Origin of the sequence: Microbacterium sp. MYb45 (assembly GCF_002979655.1) — a bacterium.
In the GTDB taxonomy this organism is placed as follows: domain Bacteria; phylum Actinomycetota; class Actinomycetes; order Actinomycetales; family Microbacteriaceae; genus Microbacterium.
On the sequence record NZ_PCPG01000009.1, the window covers coordinates 43,627 to 60,812 of the forward strand.

Annotated in this window: 18 protein-coding genes; 7 read left to right on the plus strand and 11 right to left on the minus strand. The window is 70.0% G+C overall.

The features are described from left to right. Nucleotides 1-3 precede the first annotated feature (3 nt). Nucleotides 4-1,347 carry an MFS transporter gene (locus tag CQ034_RS14040; protein ID WP_105711520.1) on the minus strand — a complete coding sequence of 448 codons (1,344 nt, stop codon included), beginning with the start codon at nt 1,345-1,347 and terminating at the stop codon, nt 4-6. A gap of 124 nt (nt 1,348-1,471) precedes the next feature. On the opposite strand from CQ034_RS14040, the gene CQ034_RS14045 reads away from it, so the two are divergent. Genes CQ034_RS14045 through CQ034_RS14055 form a run of 3 tightly spaced genes read left to right on the plus strand, consistent with a single transcriptional unit; the run spans nt 1,472 to nt 3,359 of the window. Then, nucleotides 1,472-2,266, plus strand: a complete 795-nt coding sequence (locus CQ034_RS14045; protein WP_105711521.1) for an IclR family transcriptional regulator — start codon at nt 1,472-1,474, stop codon at nt 2,264-2,266. A 9-nt stretch (nt 2,267-2,275) separates the two neighbouring features. Further along, nucleotides 2,276-2,881 carry a dCTP deaminase gene (dcd, locus tag CQ034_RS14050; protein ID WP_029264458.1) on the plus strand — a complete coding sequence of 202 codons (606 nt, stop codon included), beginning with the start codon at nt 2,276-2,278 and terminating at the stop codon, nt 2,879-2,881. A 1-nt stretch (nt 2,882) separates the two neighbouring features. Beyond that, nucleotides 2,883-3,359 (plus strand): hypothetical protein, encoded by a 477-nt coding sequence (locus tag CQ034_RS14055; RefSeq protein WP_105711522.1) that lies wholly within the window; start codon nt 2,883-2,885, stop codon nt 3,357-3,359. A gap of 7 nt (nt 3,360-3,366) precedes the next feature. Here the strand turns inward: CQ034_RS14055 and CQ034_RS14060 are convergent, their stop codons facing one another. From CQ034_RS14060 to CQ034_RS14075, 4 genes are read right to left on the minus strand one after another with little or no spacing between them, the layout of a single operon-like run. Beyond that, complete coding sequence (locus CQ034_RS14060) at nt 3,367-4,392, minus strand: FUSC family protein (RefSeq protein ID WP_181156324.1); 1,026 nt, start codon at nt 4,390-4,392, stop codon at nt 3,367-3,369. Nucleotides 4,393-4,436: 44 nt separating this feature from the next. Continuing rightward, on the minus strand, nt 4,437-4,841 hold the full coding sequence (locus tag CQ034_RS14065; RefSeq protein WP_105711524.1) for a hypothetical protein: 405 nt from the start codon (nt 4,839-4,841) through the stop codon (nt 4,437-4,439). 56 nt (nt 4,842-4,897) lie between these two features. Further along, nucleotides 4,898-5,767, minus strand: coding sequence for an NAD(P)-dependent oxidoreductase (locus CQ034_RS14070; RefSeq protein ID WP_105711525.1), 870 nt, complete (start codon nt 5,765-5,767; stop codon nt 4,898-4,900). Between the two features lie 18 nt (nt 5,768-5,785). Beyond that, complete coding sequence (locus tag CQ034_RS14075) at nt 5,786-7,225, minus strand: MFS transporter (RefSeq protein WP_105711526.1); 1,440 nt, start codon at nt 7,223-7,225, stop codon at nt 5,786-5,788. 114 nt (nt 7,226-7,339) lie between these two features. Between CQ034_RS14075 and soxR the strand changes: the two genes are divergently transcribed. Beyond that, complete coding sequence (gene soxR, locus CQ034_RS14080) at nt 7,340-7,780, plus strand: redox-sensitive transcriptional activator SoxR (RefSeq protein WP_091031975.1); 441 nt, start codon at nt 7,340-7,342, stop codon at nt 7,778-7,780. Between the two features lie 44 nt (nt 7,781-7,824). On the opposite strand, the gene CQ034_RS14085 is transcribed toward soxR, so the two are convergent. Further along, nucleotides 7,825-8,229 carry a helix-turn-helix domain-containing protein gene (locus CQ034_RS14085; RefSeq protein WP_105711527.1) on the minus strand — a complete coding sequence of 135 codons (405 nt, stop codon included), beginning with the start codon at nt 8,227-8,229 and terminating at the stop codon, nt 7,825-7,827. 88 nt (nt 8,230-8,317) lie between these two features. On the opposite strand from CQ034_RS14085, the gene CQ034_RS14090 reads away from it, so the two are divergent. Continuing rightward, the gene (locus tag CQ034_RS14090) at nt 8,318-9,661 is read left to right on the plus strand and encodes an MFS transporter (protein WP_181156325.1); all 1,344 of its coding nucleotides are present in this window, start codon (nt 8,318-8,320) and stop codon (nt 9,659-9,661) included. A gap of 70 nt (nt 9,662-9,731) precedes the next feature. On the opposite strand, the gene CQ034_RS14095 is transcribed toward CQ034_RS14090, so the two are convergent. Beyond that, a complete protein-coding gene (locus CQ034_RS14095) occupies nt 9,732-10,508 on the minus strand; it encodes a hypothetical protein (RefSeq protein ID WP_105711529.1) in 777 nt (258 codons plus the stop codon). Between the two features lie 103 nt (nt 10,509-10,611). On the opposite strand from CQ034_RS14095, the gene CQ034_RS19795 reads away from it, so the two are divergent. Next, on the plus strand, nt 10,612-11,202 hold the full coding sequence (locus CQ034_RS19795; protein WP_258134220.1) for a MarR family winged helix-turn-helix transcriptional regulator: 591 nt from the start codon (nt 10,612-10,614) through the stop codon (nt 11,200-11,202). A gap of 12 nt (nt 11,203-11,214) precedes the next feature. On the opposite strand, the gene CQ034_RS14105 is transcribed toward CQ034_RS19795, so the two are convergent. The 4 genes from CQ034_RS14105 to CQ034_RS14120 all read right to left on the minus strand — a co-directional run bounded on the left by CQ034_RS14105 (nt 11,215) and on the right by CQ034_RS14120 (nt 15,862). Next, nucleotides 11,215-12,132 carry a cation diffusion facilitator family transporter gene (locus tag CQ034_RS14105; RefSeq protein ID WP_029261318.1) on the minus strand — a complete coding sequence of 306 codons (918 nt, stop codon included), beginning with the start codon at nt 12,130-12,132 and terminating at the stop codon, nt 11,215-11,217. A 35-nt stretch (nt 12,133-12,167) separates the two neighbouring features. After that, entirely contained in the window at nt 12,168-13,574 is a 1,407-nt protein-coding gene (locus CQ034_RS14110) for an MFS transporter (protein ID WP_181156326.1), read from the minus strand. A gap of 131 nt (nt 13,575-13,705) precedes the next feature. Then, nucleotides 13,706-14,554 (minus strand): serine protein kinase RIO, encoded by an 849-nt coding sequence (locus CQ034_RS14115; RefSeq protein ID WP_258134221.1) that lies wholly within the window; start codon nt 14,552-14,554, stop codon nt 13,706-13,708. Nucleotides 14,555-14,743: 189 nt separating this feature from the next. After that, a complete protein-coding gene (locus CQ034_RS14120) occupies nt 14,744-15,862 on the minus strand; it encodes a hypothetical protein (RefSeq protein WP_146114853.1) in 1,119 nt (372 codons plus the stop codon). 117 nt (nt 15,863-15,979) lie between these two features. On the opposite strand from CQ034_RS14120, the gene CQ034_RS14125 reads away from it, so the two are divergent. Beyond that, nucleotides 15,980-17,176, plus strand: a complete 1,197-nt coding sequence (locus CQ034_RS14125; RefSeq protein WP_105711533.1) for an MFS transporter — start codon at nt 15,980-15,982, stop codon at nt 17,174-17,176. The last annotated feature ends 10 nt before the right edge of the window (nt 17,177-17,186 follow it).

The following is a 17,186-nucleotide window of genomic DNA, read 5'->3' on the forward strand; positions in this document are numbered from 1 at the left end:
CGGTCAGCGCTGGCCGGCGGTCGTGGTCGTGGCGAGTCCGACGCCGTCCGTCTCGCGGACAGTGGGGCTGACGACCTTGCTGAGGGCGATGAGGCCGGCGCCGACCAGGGCGATCGCGGCCAGGATGATGAGTCCCGCGCTGTCGCCGAACGTGGCGTCCGCCCAGTTCTTCAGGACCGGCGCGAGGAAGCCGCCGAGGCTGCCGAGCGAGTTGATGAGCGCGATGCCGCTCGCGGCCGCCGCTCCCAGCAGGAACGACGTCGGCAGCGTCCAGAACACCGGCTGCACCGAGATGAACCCCGCCGCACCGACGCTGAGCGCGGCCAGGGCGATCAGCGGATCCTGGATGACGGCGGAGAGCACGATGCCGACGCCGGCCGCGGCGAGCGCGCACGTGGCGATCAGGCGGCGCTGACCCGTGCTGTCCGCGAGTCGGGAGAGCACGAAGGTGACGATCAGCGCGAAGGTCCACGGCACGGCCGTCAGCAGGCCGACCTCGAGCCCGACGGGCTTGCCGACGATCGTGGCGATCTGGGTGGGCAGATAGAAGGTCACCCCGTAGACGCTCATCTGGATCGTGAGGTAGATCGCGGCGAAGTACAGCACCACCGGGTTGGCGAGTGCGCGCAGGGCGCCCCGCGGCGAGTGGTTCTCCTTCGCCGAGTCCTCCGCTTCGAGTGCGGCCAGGAGCGTCGAGCGCTCGCCCTCGCTCAGCCACTTCGCGTCCTTCGGGCCGTTGTCGAGGTAGAAGAACGCGACGATGCCGATGATCACCGTGAGGATGCCGGTCACCAGGAACATGAGCTGCCAGCCGTGGAGGCCGACCTTGCCGTCGAGGTCGAGCAGCATTCCCGACAGCGGTCCGCCGAAGATGAAGGCGAGCGGTGCGCCGAAGTAGAACAGGCCGTTCACGCGGGCGCGGAACTTGAGCGGGATCCAGTAGGTGAGGAACAGGATGACGCCGGGGAAGAAGCCCGCTTCGGTGATGCCGAGCAGCACGCGCAGGATGTAGAAGATCCACTCGTTGGTGGCGAACATCATGAGCGCGGAGACGATGCCCCACGAGACCATGATGCGCGCGAGCCAGATCTTGGCCCCGACCTTGCGCATGATCAGGTTCGAGGGCACTTCGAACACCGCGTAGCCGAGGAAGAAGATCCCGGCGCCGAGCGCGTAGGCAGCATCCGAGATCCCGGTGTCGGCCTGCCAGGCGGCCTTCGCGAATCCGAGGTTGGCCCGGTCGAGGAAGGCCAGGATGTACATCAGAAGCAGGATCGGGATCAGCCGGAGCGTGACCTTGCGGACGATCGCGGCGAGTTCGGGCCGCGTGGGGGACTGGGTGGACATCGGTGCATCTCCATTGACGAGGGAATCCAATGCGTTCACGTATGTGAATCTGATGTCTCAGACCTGAACGCGCGATAGTGTGACACACGTTCGCGTCGGACACAATTCATCCATCGGGGGAGACATGACAGACACCGCGCAGGCGCCGAGTGCCGTGAAATCCGCCGGTCGGGCCCTCGAGATCATCGAGCACCTCGCCGCGACCGATGCCCAGACGTTCCCGGAACTCCTCGGGGCGCTGGGGCTGCCGCGCTCGAGCGCGCACGGCCTGCTCCGCACGCTCGTCGACGCCGGCTGGGTCGAACTCGACCCGGTGAGCAAGCGCTATTCGCTGGGCCTCAAGGCCTGGCAGATCGGGCAGCGCTACGACGGGCACCGCCTGCTGCTCGAGGCCGGGCCGGCGCTGATGCGCGCTCTCACCGACGAGACCGGGGAGACCGTGCAGATGGCCCGGCTCGACGGGGTGGAGAACGTCTACATCGCGATCAGCCCGTCGCCGAATCCCATGCGTCTGGCGTCGAACGTGGGGATGCGACTCCACGCGCACGCGACCGGCATCGGCAAGGCGCTGTTGAGCACGCTCGATGATGACGACGTCATGCGCCGCCTGCACCAGGTCGCGATCCCGCGCCTGACGGCCCGCACGATCACCGACCCGGACGACATCCTCGCGGTCATCGAGAAGGGGCGGGATGTGGGCTTCTTCGTGGACGACGAGGAGTTCATCGACGGATGCCGCTGTGTGGCGATGCCGCTCACCTGGCCGGAAGAGACCGGCGTGGCCGCCGCGCTGAGCATCACGATGCCGACCAGCCGCACCGACGAGCGGTGGCCGCACTCCATGGTCGAGCCGCTGCGGCGCACGGTCCTTCGCCTCCGCGAGGACATGCATCTCCAGGGGATCAGCATCGGCAACTAGGCTGGGGCCGTGCTTCTCAGTGATCGCGACATCAAGGCAGAACTCGCATCCGGCCGCGTCGGCCTCGAACCGCACGAGCAGGAGATGGTCCAGCCGTCGAGCATCGATGTGCGCCTGGACCGCTACTTCCGGCTGTTCGACAACCACAAGTATCCGTTCATCGATCCGTCGGTCGATCAGCCGGAGCTCACGCGTCTGATCGAGGTCGACCCGGAGGAGCCGTTCATCCTGCACCCCGGCGAGTTCGCGCTCGGTGCCACCTACGAGCAGGTCACGCTGCCGGACGACATCGCCGCCCGCCTCGAGGGCAAGTCGTCGCTGGGGCGCCTCGGACTCATCACGCACTCGACGGCCGGCTTCATCGACCCGGGGTTCACCGGGCACGTGACGCTCGAGCTCGCGAATGTCGCGACCCTGCCGATCAAGCTGTGGCCGGGGATGAAGATCGGGCAGCTCTGCTTCTTCCGGCTCACCTCGCCCGCCGAGAACCCGTACGGCTCCGGTCCCTACGGCAATCGGTACCAGGGGCAGCGCGGACCGACGGCCTCGCGGTCGTTCCAGAACTTCCATCGGACGGATGTCGGCGTGACCGACATCGGAGCAGTCGGAGGCTGACATGACGGACGGCAGCGGCAGCACCCCGGAACAGCCGGTCACCCCCGAGGAGACGGCGGTCCCCGAGGAGGCGCTGATCCCGCCCGCCGATGCCGTCATCCCGCCGCCTCCGCCCGAGATCCCGATCCCCGAGGGACTGCTCACGCCGCCGCCGTCGGCCGACATCCCCGATGCGGATGTCGTGATCCCGCCGCCTCCGCCGGACACGCTGCGTCGCTCCGACCGGGTACGCCCGACGCCCCGCATCCTCGACGGCGAGGCGCCGGCCGCGGTGGCCGAGGACTGGGCGCAGCCGTCGGTCGCGCCCGAGGTCCCGACGTCCGGCGGCTACGGCGGGTTCGTGGCCGTGATCTTCGCGTTCCTGTTCCTGCTGCTCGTCGCCGCGATCGTCGTGATCGTGGTGCTGCTGAACACGGTCGGGCTGCCCTTCGCGGGCGGAGCCGTCGTGCCGCAGTCCGTCCTCGCGCTGCTGGTCTGACGTCGCCTCAGGCCTTCGTCTGCCGCCGACGGAGCGCCGCCGATGCCACGGCGACCACGGTTCCGACGGCGACGCCGATCACGGTCTCGATCGCGCGGTCCTGCAGGAGCACGTCGACGGGCGTGGGCGCGGCGAGGTGCACCATCAGCAGGGCGAGCGGGGTGATGAACACCATCGCGATGCCGTAGTTGCGGCCGACGAACAGCTCGGCGGCCGCCTGCAGCAGCACCACGAGTGCGATGACGGCGAGTGGCGGCAGGTCGATCGCGAGCACTCCCGCTGCGACGAGGATGCCGAGGAGGGTGCCGACGAGGCGCTGGATGCCGCGGATCACACGGGCGTTGAGCTGGGGGCCGCTGACCGCGGCGACCGCACCGACCGCCGCCCAGTACCAGTGCGAGTCCATGATCAGGAATCCCGCGAAGCCCGCACCCACGATCGCGACGGCGACGGTTGCGGCCATCTCCCACGCGATCGGTCCCACAGGCTGCCGGGACCGGGGCGGCGCCTCCTGCGTGCCGCGCGTGAACAGGCCGATGATCGCGCTGACGGCGAGGCCGAACAGCACGCTCGCGCCGCCGACCAGGAGCACGTCGCCGAAAGAGGCTGCCGTCGCGGGGATGGTGGCGCACGCGCCGACCGCGAACACCGGGAACAGCGGCCCGGGCGGGTGCCAGCGCATCGTGTACGCGAGCAGGGTGACGGCCGAGGCGATGACGGCGAGCACGAGGATGCTGACGGCGGCGGGAGCGGACGCGACCGAGAGCGCGGTGCCGATGAGCATCGCGGCGAGCAGGACTCCGCCGGCGCTCGCCTGCATCCGGATGCGGTCGCGGAACACGTCGTGGCGACCGTACAGCGCGGCGAAGGCGCCGAAGCTGGCGTAGATGCTCAGGTCGAGACGCCCCAGCATCCACAGCACGAGGAGGGGCACCGCCACGCTGATCGCGGCCCGGAGAGCCACGCGATGATCACCCTGGTGCGGTCCGACGCGCAGGACGCCTGTCCACACTCGTCCCTGGGAATCCGCCACCGATCCAGCCTACGTCCGACGGCGACCGGGCCGAAGCCGAGGTGCTACGCGTGCGACGCGCGCAGGAGCGTCAGGCTCCGTTCGAGGACGACGTTCAGCACGCGGGTCGCAGTCTCCGCTTCCTCGTCTTCGATCCCGTGCCACAGGGGTGCGGTGAGGGCGGCGATCTCCTGACCGATCTCGGCGACCAGGGCGCTGCCCGCGGGAGTGAGCGCAGTGTCGGTGAGGAGCCCGCGGTCGCGCAGAGCGGCGGTGAGTCGGCCGGCATCCGGATCGTGGAGCCGCTCGGTGACGAAGCCGTCGAGGTCGTGGGCGCCGTCGAACTGCGAGGCGAGTCGCAGCGTCACCCACTCGCGTTCGGTGAGGTCGCGGCCGACGAGGACGCTCTGGAGCAGGGCGTTCAGCGCCTTCTCCGTCTGGCCGATGAGTTGAGGACCGAAGGGGATCATGGATTCTCCGTATCGTTGGTGTTGATTTCGTTGGTCTGTGAAGTGGGTGATTTCGCTCACGCGTGGCCGAGCAGCTCGAACAGGCTCGAGAACCCTTCGTCGCCGTGGCCGTCTGCGATCCGTCGATCCATCAGCCGCTTGACCTCGCGCATGCGCAGGGTGTCGACGCCGAGGGACTCGCGGTGGCTGATCAGGTCGTCCATCAGTGCGGCCTGCACGGTGAGCGAACCGAGGTCGGGCCCGTACTCCCCACTCGCGACGGCGGTGCCGAAGGCCTGCACCAGCGGCACGTAGCCGCCGACCGACCCGGCGACGCGGTCGGCGAACCCCTCGACGTCGGCGCCCTCCGCCTTCACGAGCGCGAACGTGTGCAGCAGGCCGAGGAGGAACTCGTAGCCGACCGCCACCTGGGCCAGGAACTCGACGGAAGCGAGCCCCGCATCCTCGCCGTAGTACGTGAGGGTGCCGAGGTCTTCCCACACCTCGTGGTGAGCGTCGAAGCCGTCGCGATCGCCGCTGAACGACAACAGGAAGTTCGGCCTGCCGACATCCGAGGGGTCTCCCAGGATGCCGCCGTCCACGTACTTCGCGCCGCGCGTGCGGGCCCATTCCGCGATGCTTCGCGCCTGCGCGGGGGAGCCGCTGGTGACGTTCACGATGACTTTTCCCTCCACCGCCGCGTCGAGTGTTCCGACGACCGCATCCACCGCGCCGCTGTCGAGCAGGCAGACGATGACGAGCGGGCTCGCCGCCACGGCATCCGCTGCCGTATGGGCGACCTCGGCGCCGGCCGCGGCCAGCGGGTCGGCCTTGCTCGCTGTGCGGTTCCAGACGGTCGTGGAGTGACCGCGGTCGAGAAGGGCCTTCGCGATCGCGGAGCCCATCTCGCCGAGGCCGATCACGGTGACCCGGGTTTTCGTTTCCATGGTGAGGTTTCCTTTCCGTCAGTCGGACGCCGTAGTGGCGGGCTGCTCGTCGTCGCGGGTGAGTCCGATGCCCCAGCTCGCACCGCGCGCGATGAAGGCTCCGAGAACGGTGACGCCCGCGAACACGAGCATCAGCAGGCGGGCGGCATCCACGACGTCCGGCATCGCGAGGTTGACGAGGACCCCGGCCATCGCCGAGCTGAACGCGCTCGCGATGATGAAGACGGTGTTGACCGCCGCGGCCGCCTTGGCGCCCTCCTCCTCGCCCGACGTGCTGCCGAGCGCGGCGACGGTCAGGTGCGGGAACCCGAGGCCGATGCCGGCGCCGGCGAGGAACAGTGTCGCGAACCAGAGTGCGATCACGACCGCGGAGGGGCCCTCATGCTGGAGCAGACCGTACGCGGCGAGGCCGACGGCGACGACGACCGGACCGAGGGTGATGAGCACGCGGCGCGAGCGGATGCCGGTGGCATTCGCCGTGAACACCTGGGTGATCGACCAGCCGAGGGACAGGGCGGCGCCGAGCAGGCCGGCGACGAACGGCATCAGTCCGCCGATCTCCTGGCCGAAGAGCGGGATGAACGCCTCGGTGCCGATCGCGAACGCCAGGACAGCGACCGTGACGTAGACCCAGCCCAGCGAGGAGCCCGGGGCGAACGTGACCCGGGGGAGGATGCCGGTGCGCCCGCGGCGCTCGTGACGCAGGAACCATGCGCCCAGGACGACCCCGACCACGATGGCGACCCCGGTGCCGAGACCGCTGGGGACGACGCTCGCGATGCCCACCGCGGCGACGCCGCCGGAGAGGAGTACGAGGGATCCCCACGGCACCGATTCGCTCGAGCGGGCTCGGGCGGTCCTCGGCAGGGCGCGCACCACGACGATGCCGATCAGCGCGGAGACGACGGCGAGACCGACGAACGTCACCCGCCAGGCGTCCAGCTGCGCGAACACGCCGCCCACGACGGGGCCGACGATGTTGCCGACGCCCCACATCGCCGAGACGAGTGCGGCGCCTCGAGCCCAGAGGCGCTCGGGCAGGGCGCGCTGGATGAGCGCGTAGCCGAGTCCTGCGAGCAGTCCGCCGCCGAGGCCCTGCACGGCGCGGCCGGAGAGCAGCGCCCACATCCACGGGCTCGCCGCGCACAGCAGTGAGCCGAGCGCGAACAGGCCGAGCGCGAGCAGGTAGGCGCGCACGGCGCCCTGCTGTGTGAGGATCCGGCTCACCATCATCGAGCTGACGACCGATGCCAGGAGGAAGGTCATCATGGTCCACGCGTAGAACTCCGCGCCGCCGATGTCGCCGACGATCGTGGGGAGCAGGCTGGTCGTGAGATACACATTGCTCGCCTCGAGCAGCACGCCTCCCGCGAGGACCGAGGCGATCGGGGCGTAGCGGCTGCCGAGGAGTTCGCGCCAGCTCCCCGCGGTGGCGGTGCGCTCGGGGGTGTGCGTCATGGGGTGCCCTTCGTGACGTCGGAGCAGGCGGTCATCCGCCCGGTGGCGCCGTTCCTCGGCGGCCGATCGTCACGCTAATACCTCGAGTAAACTCGAGGTCAAGAGGGGGTGCGGATGTCTTTGGAACCCGATGATCTGCTGCCGATCGGCGAGGTCGTCCGCCGCAGCGGCGTGCCGGCGACGGCCCTGCACTTCTATGAGCAGCTCGGACTCATCGTCTCGACGCGGACCGCGGGAAATCAGCGCCGCTACCGTCGGCACATGCTGCGACGGATCTCACTGATCGTGGTCGCCAAGCGCCTCGGCATCCCCCTCACCGACGTGCACGAGGTGTTCGAGAGCCTGCCGACGGATGAGCCGCCCTCGCAGCACGACTGGCAGCGCGTGGCGAAGCTGTGGCGCGAGCAGCTCGACCTCCGCCGCACGCAGCTCGAGCACCTGCGGCGCGAGCTCACCGGATGCATCGGCTGCGGCTGCCTGTCGATGAAGGCGTGCCGTCTGCTGAACCCCGAGGATGCGCTCGGCACCGACGGACCGGGACCGCGCCGCATCTGACAGCGGGGATCGCTGGGGTGAGTCTCGGCTGGCGTGTGCGAGTCTCAGGAGGTCGCTGCTGGCAGGGCTTCCGGTGCGGCGGGCGCGTCTGCTGTCTCGGCGGCCCGCTGCCGACCGGCGTAGAGCGTGCCCCAGCGGGTCAACTCCGTGAGCAGCTGCCCGGAGCTCGCGCCGAGTTCGCTGAGCCGGTACTCGACCTTGGGCGGCACCTCGCGGTACACGGTGCGGGTGATGAGGCCGTCTTCCTCGAGCTCCCGCAGCTGACGGGTGAGCACGCGCGCGGTCGGGTTCTCGAGCAGGCGTCCGAGCTCGCCGAAGCGCAGCACCTCGTGCTCGCCGAGCAGGGTCAGGATGCTCGGTTTCCAGGCGCCGCCGAGCACCGCGATCGACACCTCGGCGTCGCAGGTCTCGGTCCAGTCGCGGATGATCCGCTCGGTCTTCTCCCGCACGGCACGGCTCCCTTGGTATCCGAACTGTCAGTACGTATCAGAAATGACCGTACTTGTGGCTTCTGTCTGTACTTTACAGACTGAGACCGTGACCAACACCCCCACTCTCGACGGCACTCGCTCCTCCCTTCGCCTCTGGTTCGCGATGGTCCCCCTCCTCCTCGGGGTGCTCATCGGCGCCCTCGCGATCAGCAGCGTCTCGACCGCCCTTCCCGCGATCCGCGGCGAGCTGGACCTGACCGACACCGAGGGCCTCTGGCTGGTCGACGTATACGCGCTGTCGTTGGCCGCGACGCTGATCGTCGCCGCGCGGATCGGTGATGCGTTCGGGCGCAAGACCATCATCCTGATCGGCCTGGCCGGTTTCGCCGTCCTCAACGTGATCGGCGGGCTCGCCGGCAGCGGCCTGCTGCTCATCGTCGTGCGGGCGCTGCTCGGTGTCGCCGAGGCCTTCGTCATCGCGGGCGTGGTCGCGACGATCGGCGCCAAGTTCCAGGCGCGCGAACGCGTGCTCGCCTACGGCCTGTGGACGGCGACCTTCGGCACGGGTAGCGCGCTCGGGCCCGTGCTCGGCGGAGTGCTGGCCGAGGGTCCGGGATGGCGCTGGCTGCTGCTCGGCAGCGTTCCGCTCGCGGTGATCGCCGCGGCGCTGGCTCTGTGGCTCGTGCCCGACTCGCGCAGCTCGCAGCGCCCGTCCTGGGACCTCCCCAGCATCCTGTCGTCGATCGTCGCGCTCGGTGCGCTCGTCTTCGCGCTGCATGAGGCCCTCGCGGCGCCGATGTCGGCGGTGGTCGCCGCGGTGATCGCGATCCTGAGCCTGGTGTTCTTCGTGCGCCGGCAGCGACGACTCCGTGATCCGCTCATCGACATGCGGCTGTTCCGGGTGTCGGGATTCAGCCCCGCGATCATCCGCATCATCGTGAGCAGCGGAGTGTCGTCGGCCTCGGTGCTGCTGGTGAGCCTGCATCTGCAGGACTCGCGCGGGCAGAGCGCGGCCGAGGCGGGCATCGCCCTGCTGCCGCAGGCGGTGGCGATCGCGATCGGCGGTGTCGTGGCGCCCGTGGCGCTGCGCTGGCTGTCGGCGAACGCCCTCACCGTCCTGGCGTTGATGTTGCAGGCCGTCGGGCTCGTCTGGCTCGCACTCGACCCCGCGATCGTGGCGATCCCGCTCGTGCTCGTCGGGCTCGGGTTCGGCGTCGGCGCCACCCTCGCCGCGACGGCGCTGTTCGAGGTGACGACCGAGGATCAGGCCGGCCAGGTCGGCGCGATCCAGGAGGTGGGGTTCGCGCTCGGCGGCGGGCTCGGCATCGCGGTGTTCGGCACCATCGCCGCCGTGCTGGTGACGGGCGGTTTCGTGGCGGCGGTGCTCGTGGCGGCCGTCGTGGTCACGGCTGCTGCGCTGCTCCCGCTGGCGCGCCGCACTGTGCGTTGATCTGCCGCTGACAGCGAGAAGCGCCCCACTCGGCTGTCGGGTGGGGCGCTTCGTGATGGGTGACGGCAGGTCAGGCGTCACGACCGCGGGTGAAGCCCGCGTCGAAGCCGCGCTCGAAGGCGTGCTGAGCGATGCGCTCGGCACGGTGCGGACCGTGTCCACGGTGGCCGTGGTGTCCGTGGCCCCGGTCGTCGTGACCGTGGTCGCCGTGCCCGGGGTGTCCGTGCCCGCGGCCGTGACCGCGGTGCCCGGGTCCCGCTTCGCCGTGGCGGCAGCCGTGCTCAGCGTCCCGATCCGGACCGAAGCCGTGCTCCGCATCCGGACCGAAGCCGTGCTCGGGTCCGTGGCCGAAGCCGCGGCCGAACGGACGCCCGAAGCCGCGCGGGAATCCGCGTCCGTGGCGGGGGCCGCCGAAGCCGTGCCGACGGCCGCGGGGAAGAGGGGTCTCCTCGTCCCATCCGAAGGCGCGAGCGATCTTCTCGAGCGAGGCGAGCGTGGTGGCCATCTCCTCGTCGGAGACGGCGCTCGACACCTTCGCGCGGATGCCGTCGACGATGGTGCCGAGGCGATCCTTCGCCGCACGGCCCTCGTCGGTGAGCGTCCAGCCGTCGCCCTCGGGGGCGACCCAGCCGCGCTCGACGAGTCGGTGCAGCTTGTGCTCGTTCAGCGGGCGGTCCGTCGTGACGGTGCCGTCGACGATGTTGAGGATCCGCCAGTCGCGGCGGCTGGCGTGCTCGCCGTCGAAGGCGGCGGCGAACTCGGCCGCCATCAGGCGGTCGGCGGCCTTCAGCCAGTAGCCGAAGGGGCGGGTGGTGTTCTCGGGGTTCTGTGATTCAGAGGTGTTCATGGAAAGTCCTTAGTTGTCAGTGTGCATGTGAATGTCACAGTGCATGTACATGTAGTGTGACATGGAGTCCCAATGCATGTCAAGTCGCATGTAAAATCGAACGGTGACCACCGAACCGCACGACCCCGCCGCGCAGGATCCCGCCGAAGCCATCGCGCAGGCGCTGTCCCGCCTGCGCGGGCGTCGCCCCGGCGACCGGGGCCCCGGCGGTCGTGGCCCGTCCGAGCGCGGTCGGGGTCACGGCGGCCCGCACGGCTGGCACGGCGGTCCGCATGACGACGACGCCCGCGACCACTTCGACCACCACCGCGGACACCCCGGCATGCCGCCCTGGATGGCCGACCCGTCGGGACGCCTCGGCGGTCCGGCTCGCATGCGCCTGCTCGAGGCGCTGGCCGCGGCATCCGCTCCGCTCAGCGTCAGCGATCTCGGCATCGCGATCGGCGTCGATCAGCCGCGCGCCTCACGGCTCGTGCAACAGGCCGTCGATCACGGCTTCGTGCGCCGCGAGGCCGACCCCGACGATGCGCGACGCACCCGTATCGCCCTCACCGACGAGGGTCGCAGGCTCGCACGCGGCATGCGCGGGGAGCGTCGCGAGATGCTCACGACCGCGCTCGCTTCCTTCACCGACGACGAGCGGGTCGAGCTCGCCCGGCTGCTGAACAAGCTCGCCGACAACTGGCAGCGCTGAACTGCCTGCGCCCTAGCCGCGCGCGAACTCGAGCGACGGCTCGTCGTCGACCGACAGCGACAGCACGACCGTCTCGACGGCCTCATGTGCTTCGATCCGCCGCTCGACGTCGCGCAGCCGGCGGGCCACATCGTGCTCGCGGGCATCGCCGGCCAGATCGATCTCGGCCACGATGAACAGCCGGTTCGGGCCCACGTACTCGATGTGCAGGTAGGTGACCCGTTCGATGTCGTCCAGCCCCAGCAGCGCGGTGCCGACGCGGGCCCGCAGCTTCGGCGCCGCCGTGGCCCCGACCAGGAACGCGATGTTCCGCCGGATCAGGATGATCGCGACGACGCCGAGCAGCACGCCGACCAGGATCGAGCCGATCGCATCCCACGCGGCCACGCCGGTGATCTGATGCATCGCGATGGCGCCGGCTGCGATCGCCAAGCCGATGAGCGCGGCGGAGTCCTCGAAGAACACGGCCCGCAGCGTGGTGTCGCTCGTCTCCAGCACGAAGTCCCAGGTCGACGATCCGCGCTCCTTCGCCAGGCGCCGGGACTTCACCATCGCCTGCGTGAACGACGCGCCCTCGAGCACGAACGAGACCCCCAGCACGATGTACGCGACCATCGGACTCTCGACGGGACCGGTGTCGGACAGCTCCTGGATGCCGTGCATGATGGACACGATCGAGCCGGCCGTGAAGATGCCGAACGCGGCGATGAGCGACCACACGAAGGCGTTGCGTCCGTAGCCGAGGGGGTGCCGCGCATCCTTGGTCTTCGCGCCGCGGCGGTCGGCGATGAGGAGGAAGACCTCGTTGCCGGCATCCGCCCACGAGTGCGCCGCCTCGGCGACCATCGATGCCGACGAGGTGATGATCGCCGCGATCGTCTTCGCCACCGCGACGAGGATGTTGGCGAGGAAGGCGAGGATCACGGTCACGCGGTCAGGCTACTCCCGCCGCGGGTGTGCACGACTCAGCGCGGCGCCTTCACCGGGAGCAGCAGGAGGAAGCCGGCGATCAGGACGATCACGATGCCCAGGATGCCGTAGGCGGTCTGACTCGTCAGCACGATCAGGAGCGTCCAGGCGCCGGAGGCCATCCAGCTCGCGGCGCGACCGGTCGTGGCGTAGAGGCCGAAGATCTCGCCCTCGCGGCCGGCGGGGGTGACCCGGGCGAGGAACGAGCGTGCCGCCGCCTGCGCCGGTCCGACGAACGCGCACAGGACGAGGCCGCCGATCCAGAAGACCATCGCCCCGGCGTCCCGCAGGAAGAAGACCGCGAGGCCGGCGACGATCATCGATCTGATCGAGGCGAGGATGATCCGCTTCGGCCCGAGGCGGTCGTCGAGTCGGCCGGCGGCGATCGTGGAGACGCCGGCGATCAGGTTCGCGACGATGCCGAAGATGATGATGTCCTGCGCCTCGAAGTGGAACACGGCCGTGCCGATGATCGCTCCGAAGGCGAACACGCCGCCCAGCCCGTCGCGGAAGACGGCGCTCGCCAGCAGGTACCAGAAGGTGGGCCGGGTCTCCTCGTTGCGGTACAGCCCCGCGACGTCTTTCACCAGCAGCGGGTAGGAGGCGAAGAAACCGACCTTGCGCTCCGGGCGGCCGAGCGACGGCTCCGGCACGTTGAGGAAGATCGGGATACTGAAGATGATCGCCCATACGGCGCATCCCACGGCGATCAGTCGATAGGCGAGGCCGTTGTCGGTCGACATGCCGAACCAGTCGAAGGTGTCGAGCACGACCACGATCACGAGGGCGATGATGCCGCCGAGGTAGCCGAAGCCCCACCCGAGGCCCGAGATGCGTCCGACGTTCTTCGGGTTCGCGATGCCGATGAGCATCGCGTTGGAGTTCACCGCGGCGATCTCCTGGAACACGGTCGCGGCCGAGATCAGGGCGACGCCCAGCCAGAACAGGCTCGGCGTCGGTTCGACGAACCACAGGCCCAGCATGCACAGGATCAGGGCTCCGGTGCCGATCCCGAGCCAGAGCTTCTGACGCCCGGCGGCATCCGCCCGCTGGCCGAGCACCGGAGCGAGCAGCAGGATGCCGAACGCGGCGATGGTCGAGCCCAGCCCCAGCCCGGAGGCGAGGTCCGCCTCGGCGGCCAGTCGCACCTGGTCGTTCTTGTCGAGGGCTGCCACGTCCGCGGGGAGGAATCCCTCCCCGACGAGGTACAGCGCCGTGAACACGAACGTGAGGATGACGGTGTTGAAGGGCTGCGTCGCCCAGTCCCACAGCGCCCAGGAGTACACCTGCTTCTTGGGGGCGGGCGTCTCGCCGCGCAGGTCGAGTCCGACGACGGCCACGGCGCCGCTGTTGGCGGTCGCCACGGGTTCGGGGACGCCCTGGCGAGATTCGGGTTCGCTCATGGGGGAAGTCTGGCGGCCCACGGTGAACGCCCGGTGACGGCGCGCCGTACCGACCTCCCCGTTTCGAATCGCGCGAATGGCTGGATTTCGGGCCCGGATGCACCCATTTGCGCGATTCGAAAGGGAGCACCTCAGGTATACGACGCGGCGAGCATCTCGGCGAACAGCTCCTCGGCGTCGCATTCGATGCGGCGCCGGGTGAACCAGTCGCAGATGTTCACGCAGTCGCGGTGCAGCAGATCGAGTCCCTGCGGGTTCGCGATGATGTCGACGATCTGCGGCAGGTCGATCACCCGCACCCGCCCTTCGTGCACGAGCAGGTTGTACGCCGACAGGTCGCCGTGGGCGAAGCCGGCCGCGGCGAAGATGTGCATCAGGTCGACCACCTGGGCGTAGTACTCCTGCAGCTCCGCGCGGTCGCTGCGCACCTGGGCGAGTCGGGGCGCGGCGGTGCCGTCGGCGTCACCGAGGAACTCCATCAGCAGCTCGGTGCCGTTGACCTGCACCGGGTACGGCACGGGTGCGCCGAGCTCCCACATCCGGCACAGCGCCTCGAACTCGGCGAACGACCACTGCGCCGCGGCGACCTCGCGGCCGTGATCCGACTTCTTGGCGAGGGCGCGGGTGTCGCGGGTGTTACGGGTGCTGCGGCCCTCGGTGTAGACGGACGAGCGGTGGAAGCTGCGGTGCTCGGCGCTGCGGTAGCGCTTCGCCGCGAGCAGCGTGCGCTGGGTCGGGTCGTCCGGCACGGCGCGTTCGAGCAGGAACACGTCGGCCTCCTTGCCGGTCTTGAGGATGCCGCGCTCGGTGTCGAGCGCGCCGGCCGAGGTCACCACCCACGCCGGCCACGGCTGAGGGCCGCGCTCGGACGGGGTGATCGCCGGCCAGGTGGACCAGCGCTGCCCCTCGCCGGGATCGACGTCGGCGAAGGAGAGTTCGGTTTCGAGGGAGTCGAATGAGGAAGAGAAGTGATCAGACAAGGTGTGGCTCCGGGAGCAGGAGGCCACGCCAGGGTCAGGAGCGGGTGGCCTCGAAGGGAAGGTGGTCGGCGGTGAGCGCGACAAAGACCGTGTTCATGTCTTCGGCTCCTTCCGCTCGGGCTTCCCGGGCTCTTCCCGGTGCGTCGTCGAGCATAGGGCGTGGGTGGCGGGCGTGTCGAGGGGTGCGGGTCAGCTCCCGGTGGGCGGCGTGACCCGCACCAGCACGCCGTCGCCCTCGCCGCCGGTCGCGACCACCCAGGACCCGTCCGTCCATGCGGCGGCGTTCGCGCCGCACAGGAACGGCAGCGGATGCTGTCCGCCGGCGTCGCCGAGGCGGAGGGCGTCGGTGCGCCGGAGGGCTTCGCCGCTCGGGGTCGCCGCGCAGTGCATGCGGGGCTCGATCGCCTCTCGCGCTTCGGACGAGCCGCCGACGATCACGCCCTGCGCGTCGCTCTGCTCCGGCTCTCCACCCCACCACAGCGCCGTGCCGTCGGGAGCGACGGCGACGAGCGGGTGGTCCGCGACCTGCGGTTCGCGGCTCAGTTCCGTGCCGTCGGCTGTGAGCACGATCCGTGCGGTCGGGGTCGCGAGATACATGCGCCCGGCGTCATCGATATCGATGCCGATCGGCGGGACACCGGGTCGAGCGCCGGGCGCATCGTCGAGCTCGACCGGCCCGCTGTGCAGCAGGGTCCTGGCACCACTGTCGAGGTCGATGCGCACCACCTCGAAGTCGAGGTAGTCGTCGGGAGGGCGCGGCTGGTAGCGCACGACGATCGCGTCGCCATCGTGCACCGCGACGTCACCGAACTCGAAGTCCCCGTAGTCGAGGTCGCCCTCGTCGCCCACGGCGTCGCCCGGCAGGTCTCGCAGCGTCATGGTCGTGGTGTCGAACACCGAGAGCATCGGCATCACGTGGACCCGGTCGCCCTGCACCACGACGAGCTCGGTCGGCGACAGTGGTGCCATCGCCCCGATCTTCGAGAGCGGGCCGCTGGGCTCGGTGTCGAACCTGGCGAGCGTCTCGCCATCGGCCCCGACGTGCAACCACGACCCGGAAGACGCGGTCCAGAACCCGCCCGCCCCGTCAGACGACAGCACGTGCATCCCGTACGTCAGGTCGGTCGGCGGACCGGCCGGAGTCGCCTCCGGTCCGGACCCGACGAAAGAGTTCTGGAATGAGATCGGCTCCAGGGTCCAGTCGTCCGGACCGGGCGCGGGCGGCGTGCACCCGGAGACGAACATGATCGCTGCGACGACTGCGGCACCGCGCAGCATCCGCCGCCATGACCCTCCCCGATCCTGCATCCCCACACTCTGCAAGCTCCGGCTGAGAGATCGGTGTGCCGATGCCGTCGGACGATCGGTCGGTTGCGGCGGACGCCTGATCGGGCGACGGCATCCGGATGCTGCGAGCGTGGAACCATGACCATCACAGCGCCCGTCCCCACCGTGCCGGCCTCGGCCGTCACCCGCATCCGCTACGGCGGACTGATCGTGCTGATGCTGATGGGCTTCCTGCTGGTCACGGCGGAGTTCCTCCCCAACGGCGTGCTGACCGAGATGGCCGACGGTCTCGGTGTCACTCCCGGTCAGGCCGGTCAGACCGTGACGGTCACGGCACTCGTCGGCCTCGTCGTCGCGCCGACGATCGGGCTCATCTTCCCGCGTCTCGACCGCCGGTCGCTGCTGGTGTGGATGGCGCTCGCCGCGGCGGTGTCGAACCTCATCGTGGCGATCTCGCCGAACCTGATCATCGTGTTGCTGGCGCGCTTCCTGCTGGGCGCCGCGATCAGCGCGTTCTGGGCGATGTCGATCACGGTCGCCGCCCGCCTCGCGGGGCCTGCGAACCTCGGTCGCGGCGTCATGTTCACGTCCGCGGGCGTCTCGCTGGCGACCGTGGCCGGCGTGCCGCTGGGCGTGATGCTGAGTGAGCTCGTCGACTGGCGGATGGTCTTCGCCATCGCGGGCGGGCTGATGGTGGTGCTCGCGGTCGTCCTGCGATTCACACTGCCGTCGGTGCCGGCCGAGCGCGCGTCGAGCCTGCGCCTGCTCGTCGACACGCTGCGTCGCCCGGGTATCGGGCTCGGGATGATCGGGCACGTCCTCGTGGTGCTCGGGCACTTCCTCGCCTACACCTACGTGCGTCTCGCGCTGGAGCGCATCCCCGACGTCGATGCCTCGACGATCGTGGTGCTGCTCGCGCTGTTCGGCGTCGGCGGCCTCCTCGGCAACATCACGATCGGGCTCGTCATCGACCGCACCTTCGCCTTCTTCGCCGTGTTCGCGCCGCTGGTGATCGCCGTGTCCGTGATCTCGATGATCCTGTTCTCCGGCTCGATCCTGGGCGTGGGCATCGTGGTGGTGGTCTGGGGCTTCTTCTTCTCGTCCTGGCTGATCGTCGCCAACACCTGGGTCGGACACCGGATGCCGGATCGGCTCGAAGCCGGCGGCAGCCTCGTGGTCGTGGGCTTCCAGGGGGCGATCACCCTCGCGGCGGGCCTCGGCGGGCTGCTCGTGGACACCCTGAACGTCGAGCCGGTCTACGTGCTCGGTGCGGCCGCGCTGCTCACCGGTGCCGTGCTCTTCGGGGTGTCGAACCGGGTCAGCAGCCGCGCCTGACGTGGCGCGG

Coding starts and splice junctions, on each gene's coding strand:
- CQ034_RS14040 (WP_105711520.1), bottom strand. CDS start 1,347: ATGTCCACCCAGTCCCCCACGCGGCCCGAACTCGCCGCGATCGTCCGC.
- CQ034_RS14045 (WP_105711521.1), top strand. CDS start 1,472: ATGACAGACACCGCGCAGGCGCCGAGTGCCGTGAAATCCGCCGGTCGG.
- CQ034_RS14055 (WP_105711522.1), top strand. CDS start 2,883: ATGACGGACGGCAGCGGCAGCACCCCGGAACAGCCGGTCACCCCCGAG.
- CQ034_RS14065 (WP_105711524.1), bottom strand. CDS start 4,841: ATGATCCCCTTCGGTCCTCAACTCATCGGCCAGACGGAGAAGGCGCTG.
- CQ034_RS14070 (WP_105711525.1), bottom strand. CDS start 5,767: ATGGAAACGAAAACCCGGGTCACCGTGATCGGCCTCGGCGAGATGGGC.
- CQ034_RS14075 (WP_105711526.1), bottom strand. CDS start 7,225: ATGACGCACACCCCCGAGCGCACCGCCACCGCGGGGAGCTGGCGCGAA.
- soxR (WP_091031975.1), top strand. CDS start 7,340: ATGTCTTTGGAACCCGATGATCTGCTGCCGATCGGCGAGGTCGTCCGC.
- CQ034_RS14095 (WP_105711529.1), bottom strand. CDS start 10,508: ATGAACACCTCTGAATCACAGAACCCCGAGAACACCACCCGCCCCTTC.
- CQ034_RS14110 (WP_181156326.1), bottom strand. CDS start 13,574: ATGAGCGAACCCGAATCTCGCCAGGGCGTCCCCGAACCCGTGGCGACC.
- CQ034_RS14120 (WP_146114853.1), bottom strand. CDS start 15,862: ATGCAGGATCGGGGAGGGTCATGGCGGCGGATGCTGCGCGGTGCCGCA.
- CQ034_RS14125 (WP_105711533.1), top strand. CDS start 15,980: ATGACCATCACAGCGCCCGTCCCCACCGTGCCGGCCTCGGCCGTCACC.